Origin of the sequence: Paenibacillus sp. FSL L8-0340 (assembly GCF_038593145.1) — a bacterium.
Lineage (GTDB): Bacteria > Bacillota > Bacilli > Paenibacillales > Paenibacillaceae > Paenibacillus_AQ.
Genome location: NZ_CP151967.1, coordinates 492,079 through 511,334, shown reverse-complemented (window position 1 = coordinate 511,334; position 19,256 = coordinate 492,079). Strand labels below are relative to the sequence as shown.

Below are 19,256 nucleotides of genomic sequence, written 5' to 3'. Positions count from 1 at the left end.
CGGTCAACCTGGGTGGCACCGCGAGCTGACGCTCCTCGTCCCATGGATGAGGGCGTTTTTTGCATTTTTTCAAACCAAAAGGAGCGAAGCGGTATGCTGGACATGAACTGGATCAGGGAGAATGAGGAACTCGTAAGAAACACGGCAGTGTGGAAAAAGGTGGATTTCCCGCTGGATGAATTGCTGGAATGGGACGATAAGCGGCGGGTTTTGCGCCGGGACACGGAGCAGCACCGAGCACAGCGCAACACGCTGACCAAAGAAGTGGAACAGCTGCTGCGGCAAGGCGACACCCAAGGCGGAGAAGCTGCCAAGGAGCAGGTGCGAAAGATCAACGCCCTGCTCGGCAAGCTTGAAGCTGATCTGGCGGAGGCGGACCGCCGCTGCGCAGAGCTGCAGCTGCTCGCCCCGAACCCGGTATCGGGTGATACGCCTATCGGCGACGATGATAGCCAGAATGTGGAGCTGCGGCGGACCGGTGCGCTGCCGGATTTCGGCTTTATACCACGCGATCATGTCGAGCTTGGCGAACTGCATGATATCATCGATATACCGCGTGGCGTCAAGGCTGGCGGACCGCGCAGCTATGTGCTGAAAGGCGCAGGTCTGAACCTGCATCTCGCTGTGCAGAGGCTGGCCCTGGATGTGCTGGCAGCACGCGGCTTCACGACAATGGATGTGCCGGTCATCGTCCGGCCGGAGGCACTGGAGCGGACGGGATTTTTCCCCGCAGGCATGGATCAGACCTATGAGCTGACCGGTGAAAAACGCTGGCTGGCCGGAACCTCGGAAGTGTCGCTTGTTTCATTATATAGCGATGAGATTGTCGATCTTGCGGAGCCTATGCGGTTAGCCGGGATGTCCACCTGCTTCCGCCGCGAAGTCGGCTCAGCGGGACGCGATGTGCGCGGCCTGTACCGCGTGCATCAGTTCTCGAAGATCGAACAGGTTGTGTTATGCAGAGGTGATAACAAGGTCTCGGAGCAAATGCTGCAGGAAATTCTGGCGAATGCCGAGCATATTTTGCAGCTGCTCGAGCTGCCTTACCGGGTCGTGGCCGTCTGCAGCGGTGACATGGCGCTGAAAACGCATAAGCAGTACGACATCGAGACCTGGATGCCCAGCAGAGGCGCTTATGGGGAGACCCATTCAGCTTCGAACCTGCTCGATTTCCAGGCCCGCCGTTCGGGCATCCGTTACCGGGATGAGGACGGACAGCTGCAGTACTGTCACACCTTGAACAACACCGCAGTGGCTACGCCGCGGATTCTGATTCCGCTGCTTGAGAACCATCAGCAGGAGGACGGAACGATTTATATTCCGAAGGCACTCCAGCCTTATATGGGGGGCAGGGAGTATCTCCCTGCTCCGGCACAGACAGAGTAATAGCAGAATACAATCCTGCAAATCTTTTTATCGTTTCACAAATGCCCTTGGCCTTACCGTGGCCGGGGGCATTTTTACGTTCTCTTCACATAAACATAACATACAGATAACACTAACTAATTCACAAAAGATAGTCTCAAACCTATCATTTCATAAATTCAACACAACTGTTTGGATTGAACGAGAAAAATATCATCGTCTTTTGTGCTCTGAACCAAAATTTCCAATTTTTCTATGTTATTCAACCCATGTTTAATATATATTTAATGGTAGACAACCTATCATTTAATGAACAAATGATAGAGTTAGGTTAGGTTGAGTGATTATCGTAAACGAGAGGAGAAGATTCGAACAAATGAAAATCTCATCAAGGCAAAGAAAATGGTGGTCTGCGGCACTCTCAATGCTGCTCGTTACCGGTATTGCCCTGCCCGCACCACAGACCGCTTCTGCGGCCGGGGATAACAGCTCACCCGTAATCTCCCAGGTATATGGCGGCGGAGGAAACTCCGGAGCCAAGTACAAAAATGACTTCATTGAGCTTTATAATCCGACCGATACAGCTGTCGATCTGACTGGCTGGAAGGTTAGATATGCAGCAGCTGGCGCATCATCAAATTTTGAAGATAAAGAAAAAATGTTCACCCCATTAAGCGGGAGTATCCCTCCTGGCGGATTCTTTTTGATACAAGAGGCGGCTGGCTCTGGAGGTACTGATGCCTTGCCGGCACCTAATTTGGTTTCCGAAGGTACCGCTGTCATTTCTATGGCAGGTGCAAGTGGCAAGGTTGAACTATTGGATGCTTCGGGCACCCGGGTAGACCTTGTGGGGTATGGTTCTGCAAGTATTTTTGAGGGTTCAGGCCCTACTGGTTCCTTAACTAACACAACTGCGGCCGTGCGCAAGTCATCTAACGCTTTACCATCCGGAAATCGCGGACAAGATACCAATGATAATGCCGCAGACTTTATTACTACACAAGCACCAGATCCGCGCAGTTCCGGTTCCGGGGTAGTCGACCCCAAATCTCCGGCCGTTGCCGCATCCATCGCTTCCGGCCTGCTCGTGGGCAAGGGAACTGAACTCGCCCTTACTACAAGCAGTGTAACCGCAAGCGTATACTACAGTGTATACGCAAATGGCAGCACTGACGCCTTAGCAGATTACGCATGGTATAATGCCCCGATTGTTCTGCAGGATGACAGTATCCTGATCAAAGCTTTCTCTAAAGAAGAAGGCAAACCCGACAGCGATATTTCACAGTTTAACTATACGACCAAGGATGCCGTGAGCGGACTGACGATTCCCCAGATCCAGGGCACCGTCCAATCCTCTACGTACACAGGTCAATTGGTGAAGGGCGTGCCGGGCATTGTGACTTACACAAGCGGCAGCACCTTCTATATCCAGAACGCTGCGCCGGACAGCGATGTCCGGACCTCCGAGGCAATCATGGTCTACCTCCCCGGGAACAAGGTGAAGGTTGGCGATTCCGTGCTCGTGGACGGATCGGTCAAGGAGTATAAGGAAGGCGGATATAATGATGCCGTAGATCTGCTGACTACGGAAATTGCCGCAGCTCAGGCAAAAGTCATATCTTCCGGAAACGCTCTTCCCGCTGCTACCGTTCTTGGCACCGGTGGCCGCGCTATTCCCGCTGCTGTCATTTCTGGCGGTTTGAGCAAAGAGCTTGAACCTGCCAAATATGCGCTCGACTTCTACGAGAGCCTTGAGGGCATGCGCGTTCAGCTCAATACCCCAAAGATTATCGGACCTTACGATCATGAAATTCCGGTTACCGTAAACAACGGTACCAGCACAACAGAAGTCAGCTCCCCGGCGGGCGGTCTGGTCCTTACAGGAGCAGACTATAATCCCCAGCGGATTCTGATTGCCAAGAAACCAGGCAGCCCGGTCAAAACAGGGCAGGTTTTTACCGGCAACATCACCGGTATTCTCGGCTATGATTACGGAAACTTCAAAGTGCTTCCGGATGGCGTGCTGCCTGCGGTAAACCCGGGAACCTCCAAGGACCGGGAAACTACCGCTTTGACAGCGGAAGCGGACAAATTGACGGTTGCTTCATTTAATGTGGAGAATTTCTCCAAGATCATAGATCCCAAGAACCCCAATAAAATCAGTAATGTAGCCAAAGCCATTGTAAGCAATTTGAAAACACCGGATATCGTCGGCCTGCTGGAAATCCAGGACAACGACGGTGCCACGGACAGCGGCAATGTCGATGCAGCTGAGAGCTACAAGGCGCTGATCGACGCCATCACAGCACAGGGTGGTCCAGTCTATGCATATACTGACATCTCCCCTGCAAACAACATGGATGGCGGTGCACCAGGCGCTAACATCCGGGCCGGATTTATTTACAACACTGCACGCGTTAAACTGGCTGGATCAGCCAGCAAAGGCGACGCAGCAACAGCAGTTGCTTACACTAAAGACGGCGGACTCAGCCTGAATCCGGGCCGGATTGATCCTACCCACTCCGCATTCAACAGTTCCCGCAAGCCGCTTGCGGCCGAATTTATGTTTAACAATGAAAAAGTTATGGTTATCGCTAATCACTTCAATTCCAAAACAGGTGATACTGGCCTTTATGGCGGCACACAGCCTCCGGTTAAGGCAAGTGAAATTCAACGGGCGGAAATCGCCAAAGTGGTAAATGGCTTCGTGGCAGATGTCCTGACCAAGAATCCGGATGCCAATGTCGTCGTTCTTGGCGATCTGAATGACTTCCAGTTCTCGAATACACTAAAGGTCCTGAAAGGCAGCGCATTGACCAATCTGATCGACACCCTGCCTCTGGGAGAGCGCTACTCCTATATTTATGAGGGCAATTCCCAAACGCTGGATCACATGCTGGTCAACAATAAGCTGGCCTCCAGATCCACACTCGACATCGTGCACATCAATGCCGACTTCCAGGAAGAAGAAGGACGGGTAAGCGACCATGACCCGCTGCTGACTCAAATTGACTTCGGTACCGACACTTTCAACCTGCGTGTGCTGCACACAAATGATACGCACAGCCACCTGGAGAATGTGACCAGACGCACGTCGGCGATCAGCAGCGAACGCACAGGCAACACGGTGCTGCTGGATGCAGGGGATGTGTTCTCCGGAACCTTGTATTTTACCCAGTTCAAGGGGCAGGCAGATATCAAGTTCATGAACAACATCGGCTATGACGCGATGACATTCGGCAACCATGAGTTCGATCTGAATAAGGATCAGCCGGAAGTGCTGAAGGACTTCGTGACGGCAGCCAAATTCCCGTTCGCCAGCTCCAACATCGATTTCACTACGAAGAAAAGTGAACTCGCGGAGCTCTATCACAATACGATCGGAACGCTGGAAACCGAGGAGTCCCTGAGCACGGCCAAGGATGGCAACATTTATCCTGCGGTCATCAAGGATATTTACGGTGAGAAAATCGGTATCTTTGGCCTAACAACCGAGGACACCGTTGGACTGGCATCGCCAGGTGATAAAATCAGCTTCAAGGACCATGTGGAAAGCGCCAAAAACACAGTTAAAATGCTGGAAGACCAGGGAATTAACAAGATCATCGCCGTTACCCATCTGGGTTACACTGTTGATCAGGAACTGGCGAAGGCTGTTCCCGGAATTGACATTATCGTTGGCGGACATTCGCATACGAAGGTCGATAATCCTCCGACGCCAATTGTTAATGCCGGAACCGGCAAGAATGTACTGATCGTGCAGACCGGTGAATACAGCCAATTCCTCGGCGAATTGGACGTAACCTTTGATAAAGACGGTGAAATTCTCACCTACAACGGCAAACTGCTGGATGTTAATCTATTCGGCGAGGATGCTGCAGCCAAAGCTTTGCTTGCTCCTTACGACGCTGAATTGGCAGCTGTCCGCAGCGAAGTCGTAGGCTCGACTGACGTCGACCTCTACACCAACCGCACCATCGACGGTAAGTCTGTACGTGTTGTGCGTCAGGAAGAAACACCGATTGGCAACATGATTGCCGACAGTATCGCGGAAAAAGTCAAAGAGCTTATGCCGAATTTTGTGCCGGAAAGCGACCTTGCTTCCATTAAGGGCGTTGTGGCCATCCAGAATGGCGGCGGCATCCGTGCAGCCATCGACAAAGGCGACATCACGATGGGTGAAGTGCTGACTACACTGCCTTTCGCCAACAGTCTTGCTGCGCTCAAAGTAACGGGCTCGGAAATTATCTCCTCTCTGGAGAACTCGGTCAGCGGCCTGAGCTCCGACCAAGGACGTTTTGCTCAGGTTTCCGGTATGAAATACACGTATGATTCCACGAAAACACCTGAAATTGTGGATTCCATAACAGGCAAAGTAACACAAACCGGGGAACGTATCGTATCCGTCGATATCCTGCAGGCTGACGGCTCCTACGCACCGGTTGACCCGAACGCTTACTATCTTCTGTCCACGAATTCCTTCATGGCAGGCGGCGGAGACTTCTACCGTGCCCTGGCTGCTGCCAAGGCAGACGGACGTTATTATGAGCTTGGTCTTCCCGATTTCGAGGTTCTCTTGTCCTATTTGAACAAGCATAAACCGGTCAATGTCGAAGTCGAGGGCCGTATCACGGACCTGAAGGGAACCCCTTCACCGGACGAAGATTTCTCTTTACGCATTCTGCACACCAACGATACGCACAGCCATCTGGAAACTGTAGTTAAACGGATGACGGCGATCAAGCAAGAACGGACCGGCAACTCCATCCTACTTGATGCAGGGGATGTATTCTCCGGCACACTATATTTTACGAAATTCGAAGGACTGGCCGATCTTGAATTCATGAACTATATCGGTTATGACGCTATGACCTTCGGAAATCATGAGTTTGATAAAGGACTGCCTGCATTAAGAACGTTTATTAATGAGGCCAAGTTCCCGTTCATCAGCTCAAATATCGACTTCACGAGCAAGGATAACGAACTTAAGGATATTTTTGTAAATCAAACCGGCGGCACCACTGCCACACCAGCACTGGACGGCCACATTTATCCTTCGGTCATTAAGGATGTGTATGGTGAAAAAATCGGCATATTCGGACTTACCACTGAGGACACCGTAGGCTTGTCTTCACCGGGTGATAAGATTGCCTTTAAAGATTTCAAAACAAGCGCAGAGAACACAGTGAAAGCACTGAAGGAACAAGGCATCAACAAAATCATTGCTGTCTCCCATCTGGGGTATAACATGGATCAGCAATTGGCTGTTCAGGTGCCGGGCATCGACGTAATTGTCGGCGGGCACACCCATACCAAGCTTGACGCTCCTGTAATCTTCAATAAGGACGGCGAGCCGACACTGGTTGTACAGACCGGGGAGTATGGCCAGAACCTCGGCGAACTGGATGTTGAATTCGACGACAACGGCGTTATTACCAACTATACGGGCAAGCTGCTGGACGTAAGCAAATTTGCCGATGATCCGGCCGCCAAGGAAATGCTGGTCAAATATGACGCGCAGCTTGCGGAAATCCGCCAGACCCTCGTCGGCAAAACCGATGTACCTTTGGTCTATGAACGACTTGTAGACGGAAAAACAACCCGTGTTGTACGCAAGGAAGAAACCAATCTGGGCAATCTCATTGCCGACGGTATTAACGCCAAAGCCAAGGAATTGGTAAGCAAGCTGATTTCTGCCGAAGATCTTTCCACGATTAAAGGCTTTGTCGCTATTCAGAATGGCGGCGGCATCCGCGCCGGCATTGATCAGGGAGATATTACACTCGGTGAAGTACTGACTGTAATGCCGTTCTCCAACAGTCTGGTGGCTCTCAAGGTTACCGGACAAGAGATTATTGATTCTCTGGAGAACAGTGTCAGCGGACTTGAGACCGACCAAGGACGGTTCGCACAGGTTTCGGGTATGCGCTATACCTACGACTCCACCAAACCGGCAGAAAAAATCAATGCAACTACAAACGTTCTGGAGCAGGAAGGAGCGCGCATAATCTCGGTTGATATTAAACAAGCAGATGGCAGCTACGTTGCCATTGACCCTGCAGCTTACTATATCCTGTCCACGAACTCCTTCATGGCAGGCGGCGGAGATTTCTACCGCTCACTGGCTACAGCTAAGGCAGACGGCCGGTTCTATGAGCTGTACCTGCCCGATTATGAAGTCTTTACCGACTATCTGAAAAAATCCGGCACTGTAAACCCTGCTATGGAAGGCCGCATTACCGATCTGAAAGGATCGGCGCCAACAACACCACCTTCCACAGGTGGCGGATCGCTGCCAACGCCAACACCGGCACCCAGTGCAACACCGGCATCATCAGCAGCACCGCAGGTGACTACAATTACAGCAGCCGATCTGACTGGAAAATTGGCATCACTGCCTAGCGGCAGCAATGAGCTCGTCATTCCGGTTACCGCCACAGCAGGCGGAGTACAGGTTGTACTGCCGGGCAGCGTGCTGGTCAAGCAGGCCGCAACCAACCCTGCGACAGTTCTTACGTTCACTTCACAGGGAGCTTCCTACTCGCTTCCGTTAAGTGTCCTGAACGGAACAGCACTGGCTGCGCAGCTTGGCACCACCGACTTTACGATTACAGTTTCCATGCTGCTGGCAAGTCCGGCAACACTCAGCAGCGTGAATCAGGCGCTGGCTTCCCAAGCCGGTTCCGTCACTCTGGCGGCTCCGGTCATTGAATTCAGCATTACCGCACAAGCGGGAACTAACAGCGTGCCGCTCAACAGCTTCGGAAGCACTTATGTGAAGCGGAGTATCACTACTCCAGGGAAACTGAACTCCGAGAGTGCAACAGCGGTATCCTTTGATCCGGCAACGGGCAAAATTTCCTTCGTGCCTTCTCTCTTTACAACAAAGGCTGACGGAACTACTGATGTCACCATTAAACGGAACAGCAACAGCTATTACACGGTTGTGAAATCAGCCAAAACATTCGGAGACATCACGGGGCACTGGGCCAAGTCGGCCATTGATCTCTTGGCCTCCAAGCTGATCATTACCGGAACCAGCAATACGGCGTTCTCCCCTGCCCAGAAGGTGACACGGGCGGAATTTGCGGCACTGATCACACGCTCCCTTGGCCTTGCGGCAACAAGCAGCGGAGCAGCCTTCAGTGATGTCAGTGCAAGCGCATGGTATGCCGATGCCATTCACACGGCAGCCGCAGCGGGCCTGATCACGGGCTACACAGACAGCAGCTTCAAGCCGAACAGTCCAATCACCCGTCAGGAGATGGCCTCCATTCTGTCGAAGGCGATGAAGTACACCGGGGCAACCTTAACTGCCGATCCGGCCCGGCTTGCGAAATTCAGCGATGCCGCCGACATTGCCGCATGGTCGCAAAGTGCGGTAGAGGAAATTGCTGCAGCGGGCATCATCCAGGGCAGAGCAGACGGCTCATTCGCTCCACAGATGTTTGCTACCCGCGCGGAAGCAGTTACCATGCTGGAGAAGACTCTGAAGTCCCTTCAGTTCATCAACTAAGCTAAGACAACTTTTACAGCAGCATAAAAAGGCGGTTCCAAAGGCGCAAATGGCGTCCTGCGGAACCGTCTTTTTTATTTTTCCTTTATATTGAAATTATTATTTAGTTCGTATATAATAAAACAAACAAATAGTTCTATATTTATAGAACAAAAATCCTGCACACACATTTACAGAAGGAAATGAGGAACCCCAACAATGTACAAAGTAGAAGTCGACTTTGCGCCCATGTATGAATGTATCGCCAGCCTGAACGCTTTTCTCTGGAAGCAGAATCATAATGCCATGGATGGAGGAAAGCTCTGGGTCCGTGAGGTCCAGGCCAGATTTGCACCGGTGCAGCTCCAGAGAATGCGGGAGATTATTACCCTTGTCGAGGATTTCAGTTTGGCACCATATATTTGGAGTTGTCCGGGGGACCGTTCGGTCAGCGGCTTTTTGCGCTGGTTCGAGGATCTGTCTGCGGGTGAGCTGTTTGAGATTGCCGGACGCTTCGGACAATCCGTCCCGTCCAACCTTGCTGAGCTGCGGGACTCCACCTCTGAGATTCTGCGTGCCTGGGATGCAGGTTACTTCAGTGGAATCAATCCCGAAATCCTTGAAGGGTTAAGCCGGGAGGCTGAAGCCAGACGGGCGATGCTGAACGGTGAGAATGACATGGAGGTCTTCGAACAAGCAACCGAGGGCATGCGGCTGTATCCTGCCGGGCAGCTGAAGCAGGTGATTATTATTCCGCAATATCATCCCCGGCCTCTGATTACTTCCGCTATGTACGATGAATTTGTATTTACCAGCTACTCCTGTGATGTTCTTCCTCCGGAAGCAGGACGTCCGGCTCCCGCACTGCTCCGGCTTACCCGGGCGCTGTCTGATGAGACACGGCTGTACATTCTCCGTCTGCTTGCAGGCAAACAGCTGAACTTCACCGAGATCGTCAAGCAGGTCGGCCTGTCCAAAAGCACGATTCATTATCATCTTATCGCTCTGCGCGCAGCAGGTCTCGTCATTGTCCACTCCAGCGGAAAAAGCGTATCGTACAGTCTGCGCCTTGAAGCACTGGACAATCTGCCTCATCAGATCGGGGCCTACCTGGAGAGCTGAAGCAGCGATTGGAACTGATCTTTAGTAAGGTTTGCCTTGAAAGGGGAGTACATCCTGTGAAAAAACGCAGCTATTATGGTTTGCTGTCCACCATATCTTTGAGCGCCTTCGGGGATGCTTTTGGCCTGCTGGCCATGGAATGGCTGGTCTACGAGCTGACCGGCTCCAAGCTGGCTATGGGGGCACTGGCCCTCAGCTCCGGCATTCCGGAGCTGCTTCTGCGCCTGCTGGGCTCGCCGCTGTCCGACCGGCTGCACCGCGTGCGCTTCATGGCCTGCCTGGCGGCTATCCGCCTGCTGGCGATTGCGCTGCCGCTGGGCATGGGCCTGGCCGGGAAGCTGGAGCTCTGGCATCTCTTCGCCGCCGCCAGCCTCAGCGGGGCCTGCGCCGCGCTGTTCATGCCGACGGCCATGGCGGTGATTCCCGGCGTCACCGACAGCCGGAAGCTGGTGCGCGCCTTCGCCATTATCGACGGCTGCAAGGGGGCGGCTGCCTTGCTGGGCCCGGCGCTGGCCGGTGTATTGACTGCCGCCAGCGGTGCCCTGCCGGCGCTTGGCATCAACGCGGTTTGTTATACCGCTGCCATAGCCACTCTGCTGTGCCTGCCGAAGATGCCGAAGCCATCGCCGCGCTCCGGCACCTTCTCCATACCGGCTTATATACGGGAGATTGCCGAAGGCTTCACCTTCTACAAGCAGTTTCCGGCGATGTTGACCATTATGATGATGGCCTCCATCAGCAACTTAAGCTCCGTTGCCGTCTGGACCATGATGGTTCCCTATGTACGCGAGGTACTCCACCGTGACGCGGCGGCTATGGGTACACTAACAACAGCTTCCGCACTTGGAACCTTAACCGGACTCGGCATAATATCCCTGCTGGGTGAAATCAAACGAAGACGTTTCGTGATGCTGGGCAGCCTGGGAGCCATTGGGCTCTCCACTGCGCTCTGGGGCCTGATTCCGAGCTTTCCGTTTGCGCTCGCTGCCGTGTTCGCCGCCGGAATCCTCGGCCCCTTCTTCGGCTCGTTAAGCTCCTCCCTGCATGGCCGGCTGGTTCCCGGCAACCTGCAGGGCCGGGTCAACTCGATCCGCTTCCTGATCGGCGGCAGCCTGCAGCCCTTTGGCGCTTTTGCAGGCGGAGCCGTCGCCGAGCTTTACGGCGTGCCTGCACTGTTCCTGGCTGCCGGGCTGCTTCCTCTCCTTTGCGCCGGACTGGCGCTGCTGCTCCCGGGCCTGAAGGCGCTGGACGGTGACCTGTCTGCACTTGAAGCTAAGACCCGGCAGAGCGGCGGGACCTTTGTAGCACAAAACGCAATCGCCGAACAGTGACGAACAGATATTTCAATATATTCAGATCAACATTCAGATCAGCCCACCGGAAACAGGCGATGCCAGATTCCCGGGTCATCGCCTGTTGGCCGCTTCTATTCGATTAATAATCTACCGGAACACAAATCACGAATCAGCTAGGATTCCATTCCGGCTTCGCTTGTTTCATAATGGCTCGTATCTCCATGCAGCACAATTTCCGGCACACCGTCCGTAATATCAATTCTGCACAGGCAGGTCGGATAAATATATGGCAGATCCCATAACTTCTCCATTGCCCTGCCTTCGTAATGAGCCATCAGCACCTTAATCACTACAGTATGCGTAACAATGAGTACAGTCTGCCCTTCATGCTTGTCCACAATCTCCAGAAGCTTCCGCAGTGCCCGTTCCTGCACCTCCCGGAACGTCTCGCTGCCTTCTACAGAGAATTTCTCCGGGTCTTTCCAGAAATAATGATGCTGCTCCGGATGAGCAAGCTCAATGTCCGCAGACTCGCAGCCTTCCCACAAGCCCATTCGGATCTCCTTGAATTCATCGCAAGCGATTACCGGGAGCGTCCGTTCTCCGCAGACAATCTCTGCCGTCCGCAGGGTCCGCTCACTGGAGCTTGCGTAGACGGCATCAATCTGTACCTTGTTTAATCCACGGTTCAACCATTCCGCCTGCTGCACGCCAAGCGGCGTAAGCGGCGAATCCTGATGTCCCTGCATCCGCTGCTGGACATTCCACTCCGTCTGTCCATGCCGCGTGAGATATATTGTTGTCGTCCCCATGTTCGCTTCTCCTTTTCCTGGCTCAGATTGTTCGTGATTCATTCATTCCGGCGGATTCAGAGATTCCGCTTCTTCTCCAGCCACTTCACCGCATAATCAACAATCTCCTGCTGCAGAATCAGCTGAGCTGCAGAGGCGGCAACCATACCATATGTAATCCGCCCCGTATCTTGGCCAAATTCCTCGCCAAGCGCTGCGAAGTCATCCGAATCCCAGTTGAAATCTCTGAATTCAACCCATTGTCTGGCTCCGTCCACCAGCATTGGCGCTCCGGCGGTGACCTCCTGCTTCCCGGCATAGCTGGCCCGGTGCTCGGCCAGATGAAGGGAGGTATTGTTAACATGATCCACCCCAAGCAGCAGCACGCTTCCCTTCAGATCATAGATCCGAGCGAGGGGAGAATGCTCCCCCAAGCCAAATTCCAGCGCATGGCCGTCAATAATCACATCCCGGTGTTTCCCCCATGCGGCGAAGGAATGGATCGGATGGCTGCTGCGCCTAACCCCCTTCTGCTTGCGGAAGCAGTCGGGGATGATCCCCATTCCCCTCAGCAGCGTCATGTCCGGATCATAGGCCGGCATCTGCTCCCGGATACTCTGCCACCATTCCTTGGGCACCGGAGGATTGCTCCAGCCGGCAGGATCGGTCAGATCGGAGGAATGGGTAGGCATCACGAGCGTCCCTTCCTCTCCCAGCACCTGCTCCAGGGCGAGTATAACACTCACCGGTCCACCGGCTACCCACTGGCCCAGCGATTTAAAGGACGAATGCAGCAGCAAAGTCATGCCTTCGGTTACTCCCAGCTTCCGGAAATCTGATGCAAGCGTCTCAACCGTATTCAAATCCCCTTGTATTTCTTCCATTTTACACTCTCCAAACAGCTAGGCTAATAGAATTCCTTGTTATCTGCACGGGAAGGCAGCCTCTCCAGCTGCTTCATCCGGTATTCACCCGGGGAGATGCCCTCCAGCTCTTTAAATACGCGGGCAAACTGCTTGCTGTTCTCGAACCCGACAGCCTCAGACACCTCCGCCAGCTTGACACGGTTTTCGGACAATAGTTTCTTTGCATGGCGAATACGGACCTTTTTCAAGTATACGACAAAGCTCTCGCCGGTATAAGCCTTAAAGGCTTCACTGAAATAGGAGTAGCTAAGCGAAACGTAATTGCTGACCATCGCCATATTCAGCGGGCGGGAATAATGCTCCTCGATGTAAGCCAGTGCCTCTTCCATATCGGCATGCTCACTATGAGCAGTCCTAATGCCTATAATATAATCGTTTATACTGATGAGCAAATGCTCCAGTGCACGGTAATAGTCATGGAAATGGCGGTAATTGTACAAATCACCGACCGTACGGTAAAGCTTCAGCACCTCTACGGAGGCCTCTCCGTGTACCCGGAACACCTCATCCAGCACACGTTCATTCATACTCCGGCCTACACTCTCCAGGTAAGCCAAATCCAATTGCGGCAAATGCTCGATCTGAAAAATAACGCCCAAAAGACTCCTGATCTCCTTCTCACGGTCTGTGCCCAGCATGTTGAGCAGCTTGCGCAGCTCCTCGTCCGGTGACGGAAAGTTAAGCCGGTTGGCCTGGATATCGGCATAATCCATGAAGCTTGCCTGCGGGGACAGGAAGGTATACTGCAGCGCGCGGCAAGCCTCTTTGTAGCAGGTCTGGAATTCCTCCGGACTGCGGCCTGTGCTGCCTATACCGATGAGCAGCCCCTTCGGCTCCCTGGCCCCGGCTTGCCGGGACAGCTCCAGAAAACCTTCCCTGCTGCTGCCGAACAGCACCAGCTTCCCCTCCCAATCCTTCAGAATCTCGATAAATTTCTGTTCCAGCGGACCGACCAGCCGTTCGGCCATCCCCTGCACTTCCTCCGGCTTCATTCGCGCACCGTCACTGTAATAATAATTCAGTACACCAACTGTAAAAGGCAGCTCCAACCGGCCCAGTTCCTCTTGCTGTTCGGGCGATGGCTGCACCCTCTGCGGCATCAGTAGTCCCTTCAAACGGGCCGAACGCAGCTCCCTGCGGAAACCCTCCGTTTCCAGCTCCAGTCTGTGGACGCCGGACTCACGCTCCTTCTTCTCCTGAACGATTTGCTCCAGAATACTGAACAGCTCATCCCGGCGGATAGGCTTTAGCAAGTAATCTTTGGCACGGTAGCGGATAGCACTTTTGGCATATTCAAAATCATCATAGCCGCTCAGGATGATAACAGCCGGGTCTTCACCCGGCGCTGCCTCCGCAGACAAGTGCTCCAGCAGTGCAATGCCATCCATGACCGGCATGCGGATATCCGTAATAATAATGTCTCTGTGTTCCTGCCTGAACAGCTCCAGCGCCTCCGTACCATTACCTGCCAGCACAATACTATACTGCGACGGATATTCCCTTTCGATCATCGCTTGCAGGCCCTGGCGGATCATTCTTTCATCATCTACAATCAGCAGTTTCATCATGGTTGTTTATCCCCCGTCAAAAGAACTTTAGGCAGCGTCATGAAGACCGTAGTCCATTTCCCTGGCTCACTCTGCACTTCCAGCCCGTAAGCGCCGCCATAAAACAGCTGCAGCCGCTGGTGCACATTCCTTAGCCCGATTCCGCTTGCTCTAGGATTACTGGCTCCCGTACCGCTAAAGCTTGCGGCCGGCTGCTCTTCTTTGACAGCGTACACGCTCTCGTTCAAAGTGGCCTGCCGCTCCGCTGTAAGCCCGATCCCATTATCATGGACAGCTATAAAGATATCACCTTCGGATTCCGAGATATCAATACAGATGATTCTCTCCTTCATTTCCTCTTTATCTCCGGTCCAGGCATGCTTAACACTGTTCTCAACTATAGGCTGCAAAGACATCTTCAGCACCTCCAGCTCTAAATAGTGAGCTTCAATGCGAAGCTTCAAAACAATAGGATACTCGAAGCGGATATTCATCACTTCAATGTAATTTTCGATATGGCGGACTTCATCACGCAGCTTCACATACTCGCCAGACCATTTGAAATTATAACGCATCATACCGCCGAGTGAGGTCAGTGCATCGGAGATCGTACGCTGATTCTCCATTTCAGCCAGCATTTTAATATTTTCGAGTGTATTATACAGAAAATGGGCATCGATCTGGTTGTGTAATGTACGAAGCTCAGCCTCCTTGGATAGTGCTTGCTTTTGTACGGCCTGAGCAACTAAAGTATTGATCGTATTCATCAGCTTTGAGAAATGATGCGCGAGTTCGCCCACTTCCCCGCCGCCCCGGATCGTAATCCCCGTGTATGCCTCACCTCTGCGCACTTTTTTCATCGTTTCGGTCAAGCGGCGCAAGTTCTTAAGAATAAATGCATTAAGCACGTAAGCAATAGCGGTCACTAATATAATAAAACCGATGTTAACGCCGATAATTAAATTCCGTGTATGTGAAATCTCCTTCATGACGCCTTCCATAGAGACTACATTGAGCAGGTGCGCATTAATCCGGTCCAGCGGAGTGTTTATAAGCAGAAAAGACTTCCCGTTCTCCGTATAGTGCATATCCCAATCCCCTGTCTTATTATACGATTGCAGACGATCCGTAATTGCTGCAGCCATCTTCCTGTTCTCTTGCAGAAAAGAGTGATCCGGCCGCGTAAACAGCTGCATTTCCCCATCGACCAGAAACATTTGAGATTGGCTATCCTGTATAGTTGTATAAGTCTTAGGTGTAAACCGCTCCAGCAGCATATCAACTTGCACCATTCCGATATGGTTATCCTCTGGGATGCTCATTTCACGCAGTAGCGATACTTTTGGCACAAGCTTTGGTTTTTGTCCGTAAAAACGCTCCAGCAGATCCCGGTCACTATTTAGAAAAGACCAAGAAAACTGCCCCTTCAGCTTTTCTGCTTTCTGGTACCAAGGCTCAGAGGCTACACGGCTTTCACGGAAGATAATGGGCCACATCTCATGAACATTACTATTTGAATACAAGCGCAAGTGTTCGATGTTCGGATTGTTATATTGGACACGTGTAATATTCCTAAAGACATTGGTGTTAAAGTCTACCAGCTCTACCAGATCCGGTTCTTCTGTATTTGCCAGATAATCCTTTACCTCCTTATCCTCATAGGCCATTTGAACCGCACGTTCCATCACTTCGATCTGATTATTGATATGCAGCTTCTCCATCTGCAGCAGATAGCTGTTCTTGTCGACTGCATCCTTGACGTAAGTATTATTGATGGCCTTATATGAATAAAAGGACACCATTAAACAGGGGCCCAAAATAATAAAAATATATGCGGCGATTAAGCGGCTTTGCAGTGAACGCCGCCCCCACCAATAAAAAAAAGATTCCCATATAGCTCCAGTACGCTTGCCCAGTCTCACGCTGTAACGTTCACCTCACCGTTAGTACGACTACTTATTTTAAACGCCCAAAAGCCCGCGGTCAGCGGGCGTTTTGGACTATTCTTTTTTACATACCGAGTTTTTTCTTGTTCTCTTCATATTTCGTTTGTTGGAAGGCCTGCACCTTTTCAAGGCCCAGATCCTTTTGTTTGTCGATGTACTCTGTCCAAATTTTGTCGAATTCCCCGTCCGAAGAAGCCATTAGCAGCTTCGGCAGTGTTTTGCTGCGCAGCTCTTTAACTTTGGCTAATATAATCCCTTCTGGAGAGTTGGCCAATGGATCAATCTGGTCAAACTCGGAGATACTGTGTGTTTTTCCCCGGGTCCAGTCTTCAAGCTGTTTGAAAGGCTCTACCGATTTAGGTGCCCATTGATCTGCGATATTGTTATTCATCAGCATCCAGAAGGTAAAGGAGGAGCCGTATTTCTTGTCGAATGCCGAACGGTCTTTATTCATCAGTTCAAATACTTCGGGTTTGAATTGATCTTTGCCATCAATGGTATCATAGCTCACACCTTTTTCCCCTAAGTAAAGATCTTTATTGCCTTCTTCACTGTTCAGGTAGCTGAGGAACTTAATGGCACGGGCTTTATCCTTCACATCTTTGGAGATAAGGGTTACTGTCCAGCCGGAAATAGCAGGCCCGTTCAGCGTAGGCGCATCCAGGTTCGTGTTAGCCGGTCCGTCTACAGCGATATAGATTTTATTCGGATCTTGCTGATACAGGGTGCCAAGCTGTGTTGCAAAGTCGGTACGTTGATACAGCATTGCGAAATAACGGCCTTGAGCAATTTTTTCTTCCATTTGCGGACGTTTGTCGATAAAGATATCCTTGGCCAGCAGTCCGTCCTGATTAGCTTGGCGAAGTGTCTTCATCCATCTGATATATTCTGGATCTGTCTCGCGGTTGTACAGCTTGCCGTCTTTTTCTCTTGGGATCGCCAGGAAGTTCTGAATGTATTGCTCCAACGAATCGTTACCGGTTGCGGTAAACTCATGCAGACCCAGCGGAATCATCGGTTGTCCATTGATATCAGGGAATTTCTCTTTTGCAGCCTTCAGTGCGTTCAGGAATCCTTCCGGTGTGCGCATGTCCGGGCTGCCGATAGCTTCATACATATCCTTGCGGACAACGAAGGTTTGGTTGGATACATATTTATCGCCATATTTCTCGTAGTCGGCTGGAGAAGAGGAAGCATTAGGATAGCCGTAAACATTACCATCCGCTTGCGTATACCAGCCTAACTTGTCTGGATCGGATACTTTGTAGAAATAAGGGTCATATTCATCAGCCAGCTTATTAAGCGGAAGCACAAGCTCGCCTTCGATCATTTTCTTAACAGCATCTTCGTACCAGCCCAGCGTGATGAAGTCGGGCAGCTTACCGGAAGCCATAAGGGTATTCAGTTTTTCATTTTCATTACCTGCAGGAACGATGAAGTTAATATCTACACCGGTTTTTTTGGTAATATATTGGGAGGTTGGGTCTACACCCCATTTATTAGGGAACCAGGCGAAATTTAGATACCAGTCAAAGGTAATCGGAGAAGTATCGGACTTCCATCCGGGTTCATCCGCAGATACGGGTGCTTTGGTCGCCTCTGCTGTTGCTGACGCATTCGCCGCTTTTCCGTTATTAGCCTTACCCTCGTTATTCTTGTCACCATTGCCGCTGGAACAGGCTGCTGTTGAAAGTGACATAATTAATGTCAACAGCAGAAGCACCATTTTCTTTGGCTTACGTTTGATTCCCATGCTTTATTACCCCTTTTCTGAGAATGTGTAATTATAAGCTATAACCCCAGAACCGTTGCGAAACGACTGGAGGAGTTACCTTGGTGTGCCGAAGCTTTGTTTTACAGGTCACTTTTAGCCCTTGATCGAGCCAATCATCATTCCCTTGACAAAATAACGCTGCAGGAACGGGTATACAAACACAATTGGAAGTGTAGTGACCACCATGGTAGCTAATTTAATCGACTGTGACGTTACCGTTTTGGTAAGGGCGCTGCCCTGAACGGCAACCATCATCTGGTTTGAACTGGACTGGGCCACCACACGGTACAAATAGGTCTGAATGGGCTGCATATTTTCATTGTTGATATAGATCATCCCTGTAAAATAGTCATTCCATTGATACACACCATGGAATAGTGCAATCGTAGCAAGAACGGGCATCGACACCGGCAGTACAATCCGCAGGAAGATCGACCAGTCATTGGCCCCGTCAATCCGGGCCGCCTCTTCTAATCCGTCTGGAATTTCCCTGAAGAAGGTCATCAGGATGATTAGATCATAGAAGCTGAACAACACTGGAATAATATAAACCCAGAAGTTCTCTAGCAGATGCAGATCCCGCATGAGCAGATAGCTTGGAATGAGCCCCCCCGCAAAGAAGAGAGTTACTGTACCCATCAGAATATAAATTTTGCCTCCGATCAGATCCTTGCGGGAAAGCGCGTATGCTACCATGGCTGTAAAGAATACATGGGCGACAACACCGATTACGGTCTTAGCAACGGTAATCCACATGGCCCGCATGATGCCGGGGCTTGCGAATACCGCCTCGAAGTTCTTAAAGGTGAACATGCGCGGCCACCAGTAAATATTGCCCAGCATGGCGTCTTTGCCATCGTTAAAGGCGTTGATCAGCACGTACCAGATAGGATATAGGGTAATGAAACATATACATAACATGAAGACATTGTTGGCTAGATCGAAGATGACTTCGCCCTTTGTTTTGCGTTTCAGTGCAAACATGTGCAGGTCCT

10 protein-coding genes are annotated in these 19,256 nt (G+C 51.5%); 4 read left to right on the top strand and 6 right to left on the bottom strand.

What is annotated here, in order from left to right; all coding sequences use genetic code 11:
* The first annotated feature begins 93 nt into the window (after positions 1–93).
* The 4 genes from serS to NST07_RS02320 all read left to right on the top strand — a co-directional run bounded on the left by serS (position 94) and on the right by NST07_RS02320 (position 11,313).
* Positions 94–1,386, top strand: coding sequence for a serine--tRNA ligase (gene serS / locus NST07_RS02335; protein ID WP_342480991.1), 1,293 nt, complete (start codon positions 94–96; stop codon positions 1,384–1,386).
* 355 nt (positions 1,387–1,741) lie between these two features.
* Positions 1,742–8,881 (top strand): 5'-nucleotidase C-terminal domain-containing protein, encoded by a 7,140-nt coding sequence (locus tag NST07_RS02330; RefSeq protein WP_342480990.1) that lies wholly within the window; start codon positions 1,742–1,744, stop codon positions 8,879–8,881.
* Between the two features lie 198 nt (positions 8,882–9,079).
* Positions 9,080–9,982, top strand: a complete 903-nt coding sequence (locus NST07_RS02325) for a winged helix-turn-helix domain-containing protein (protein ID WP_341089475.1) — start codon at positions 9,080–9,082, stop codon at positions 9,980–9,982.
* 56 nt (positions 9,983–10,038) lie between these two features.
* Positions 10,039–11,313, top strand: a complete 1,275-nt coding sequence (locus NST07_RS02320; RefSeq protein ID WP_342480989.1) for an MFS transporter — start codon at positions 10,039–10,041, stop codon at positions 11,311–11,313.
* 137 nt (positions 11,314–11,450) lie between these two features.
* Here NST07_RS02320 and NST07_RS02315 read toward each other — a convergent pair whose 3' ends face one another.
* From NST07_RS02315 to NST07_RS02290, 6 genes are all read right to left on the bottom strand, one after another.
* Complete coding sequence (locus NST07_RS02315; protein ID WP_342480988.1) at positions 11,451–12,089, bottom strand: histidine phosphatase family protein; 639 nt, start codon at positions 12,087–12,089, stop codon at positions 11,451–11,453.
* Positions 12,090–12,145: 56 nt separating this feature from the next.
* The gene (locus NST07_RS02310) at positions 12,146–12,952 is read right to left on the bottom strand and encodes an AAC(3) family N-acetyltransferase (protein WP_342480987.1); all 807 of its coding nucleotides are present in this window, start codon (positions 12,950–12,952) and stop codon (positions 12,146–12,148) included.
* 23 nt (positions 12,953–12,975) lie between these two features.
* Positions 12,976–14,562 carry a response regulator gene (locus tag NST07_RS02305; protein ID WP_342480986.1) on the bottom strand — a complete coding sequence of 529 codons (1,587 nt, stop codon included), beginning with the start codon at positions 14,560–14,562 and terminating at the stop codon, positions 12,976–12,978.
* Positions 14,559–16,463 (bottom strand): histidine kinase, encoded by a 1,905-nt coding sequence (locus NST07_RS02300; protein WP_342480985.1) that lies wholly within the window; start codon positions 16,461–16,463, stop codon positions 14,559–14,561. Before NST07_RS02300 ends, NST07_RS02305 begins: the two co-directional genes overlap by 4 nt.
* A gap of 88 nt (positions 16,464–16,551) precedes the next feature.
* Positions 16,552–18,240: an extracellular solute-binding protein gene (locus tag NST07_RS02295; RefSeq protein ID WP_341089470.1), complete on the bottom strand. Its 1,689-nt coding sequence runs from the start codon at positions 18,238–18,240 to the stop codon at positions 16,552–16,554.
* 114 nt (positions 18,241–18,354) lie between these two features.
* A complete protein-coding gene (locus NST07_RS02290) occupies positions 18,355–19,245 on the bottom strand; it encodes a carbohydrate ABC transporter permease (protein ID WP_341089469.1) in 891 nt (296 codons plus the stop codon).
* Between the last annotated feature and the right edge of the window lie 11 nt (positions 19,246–19,256).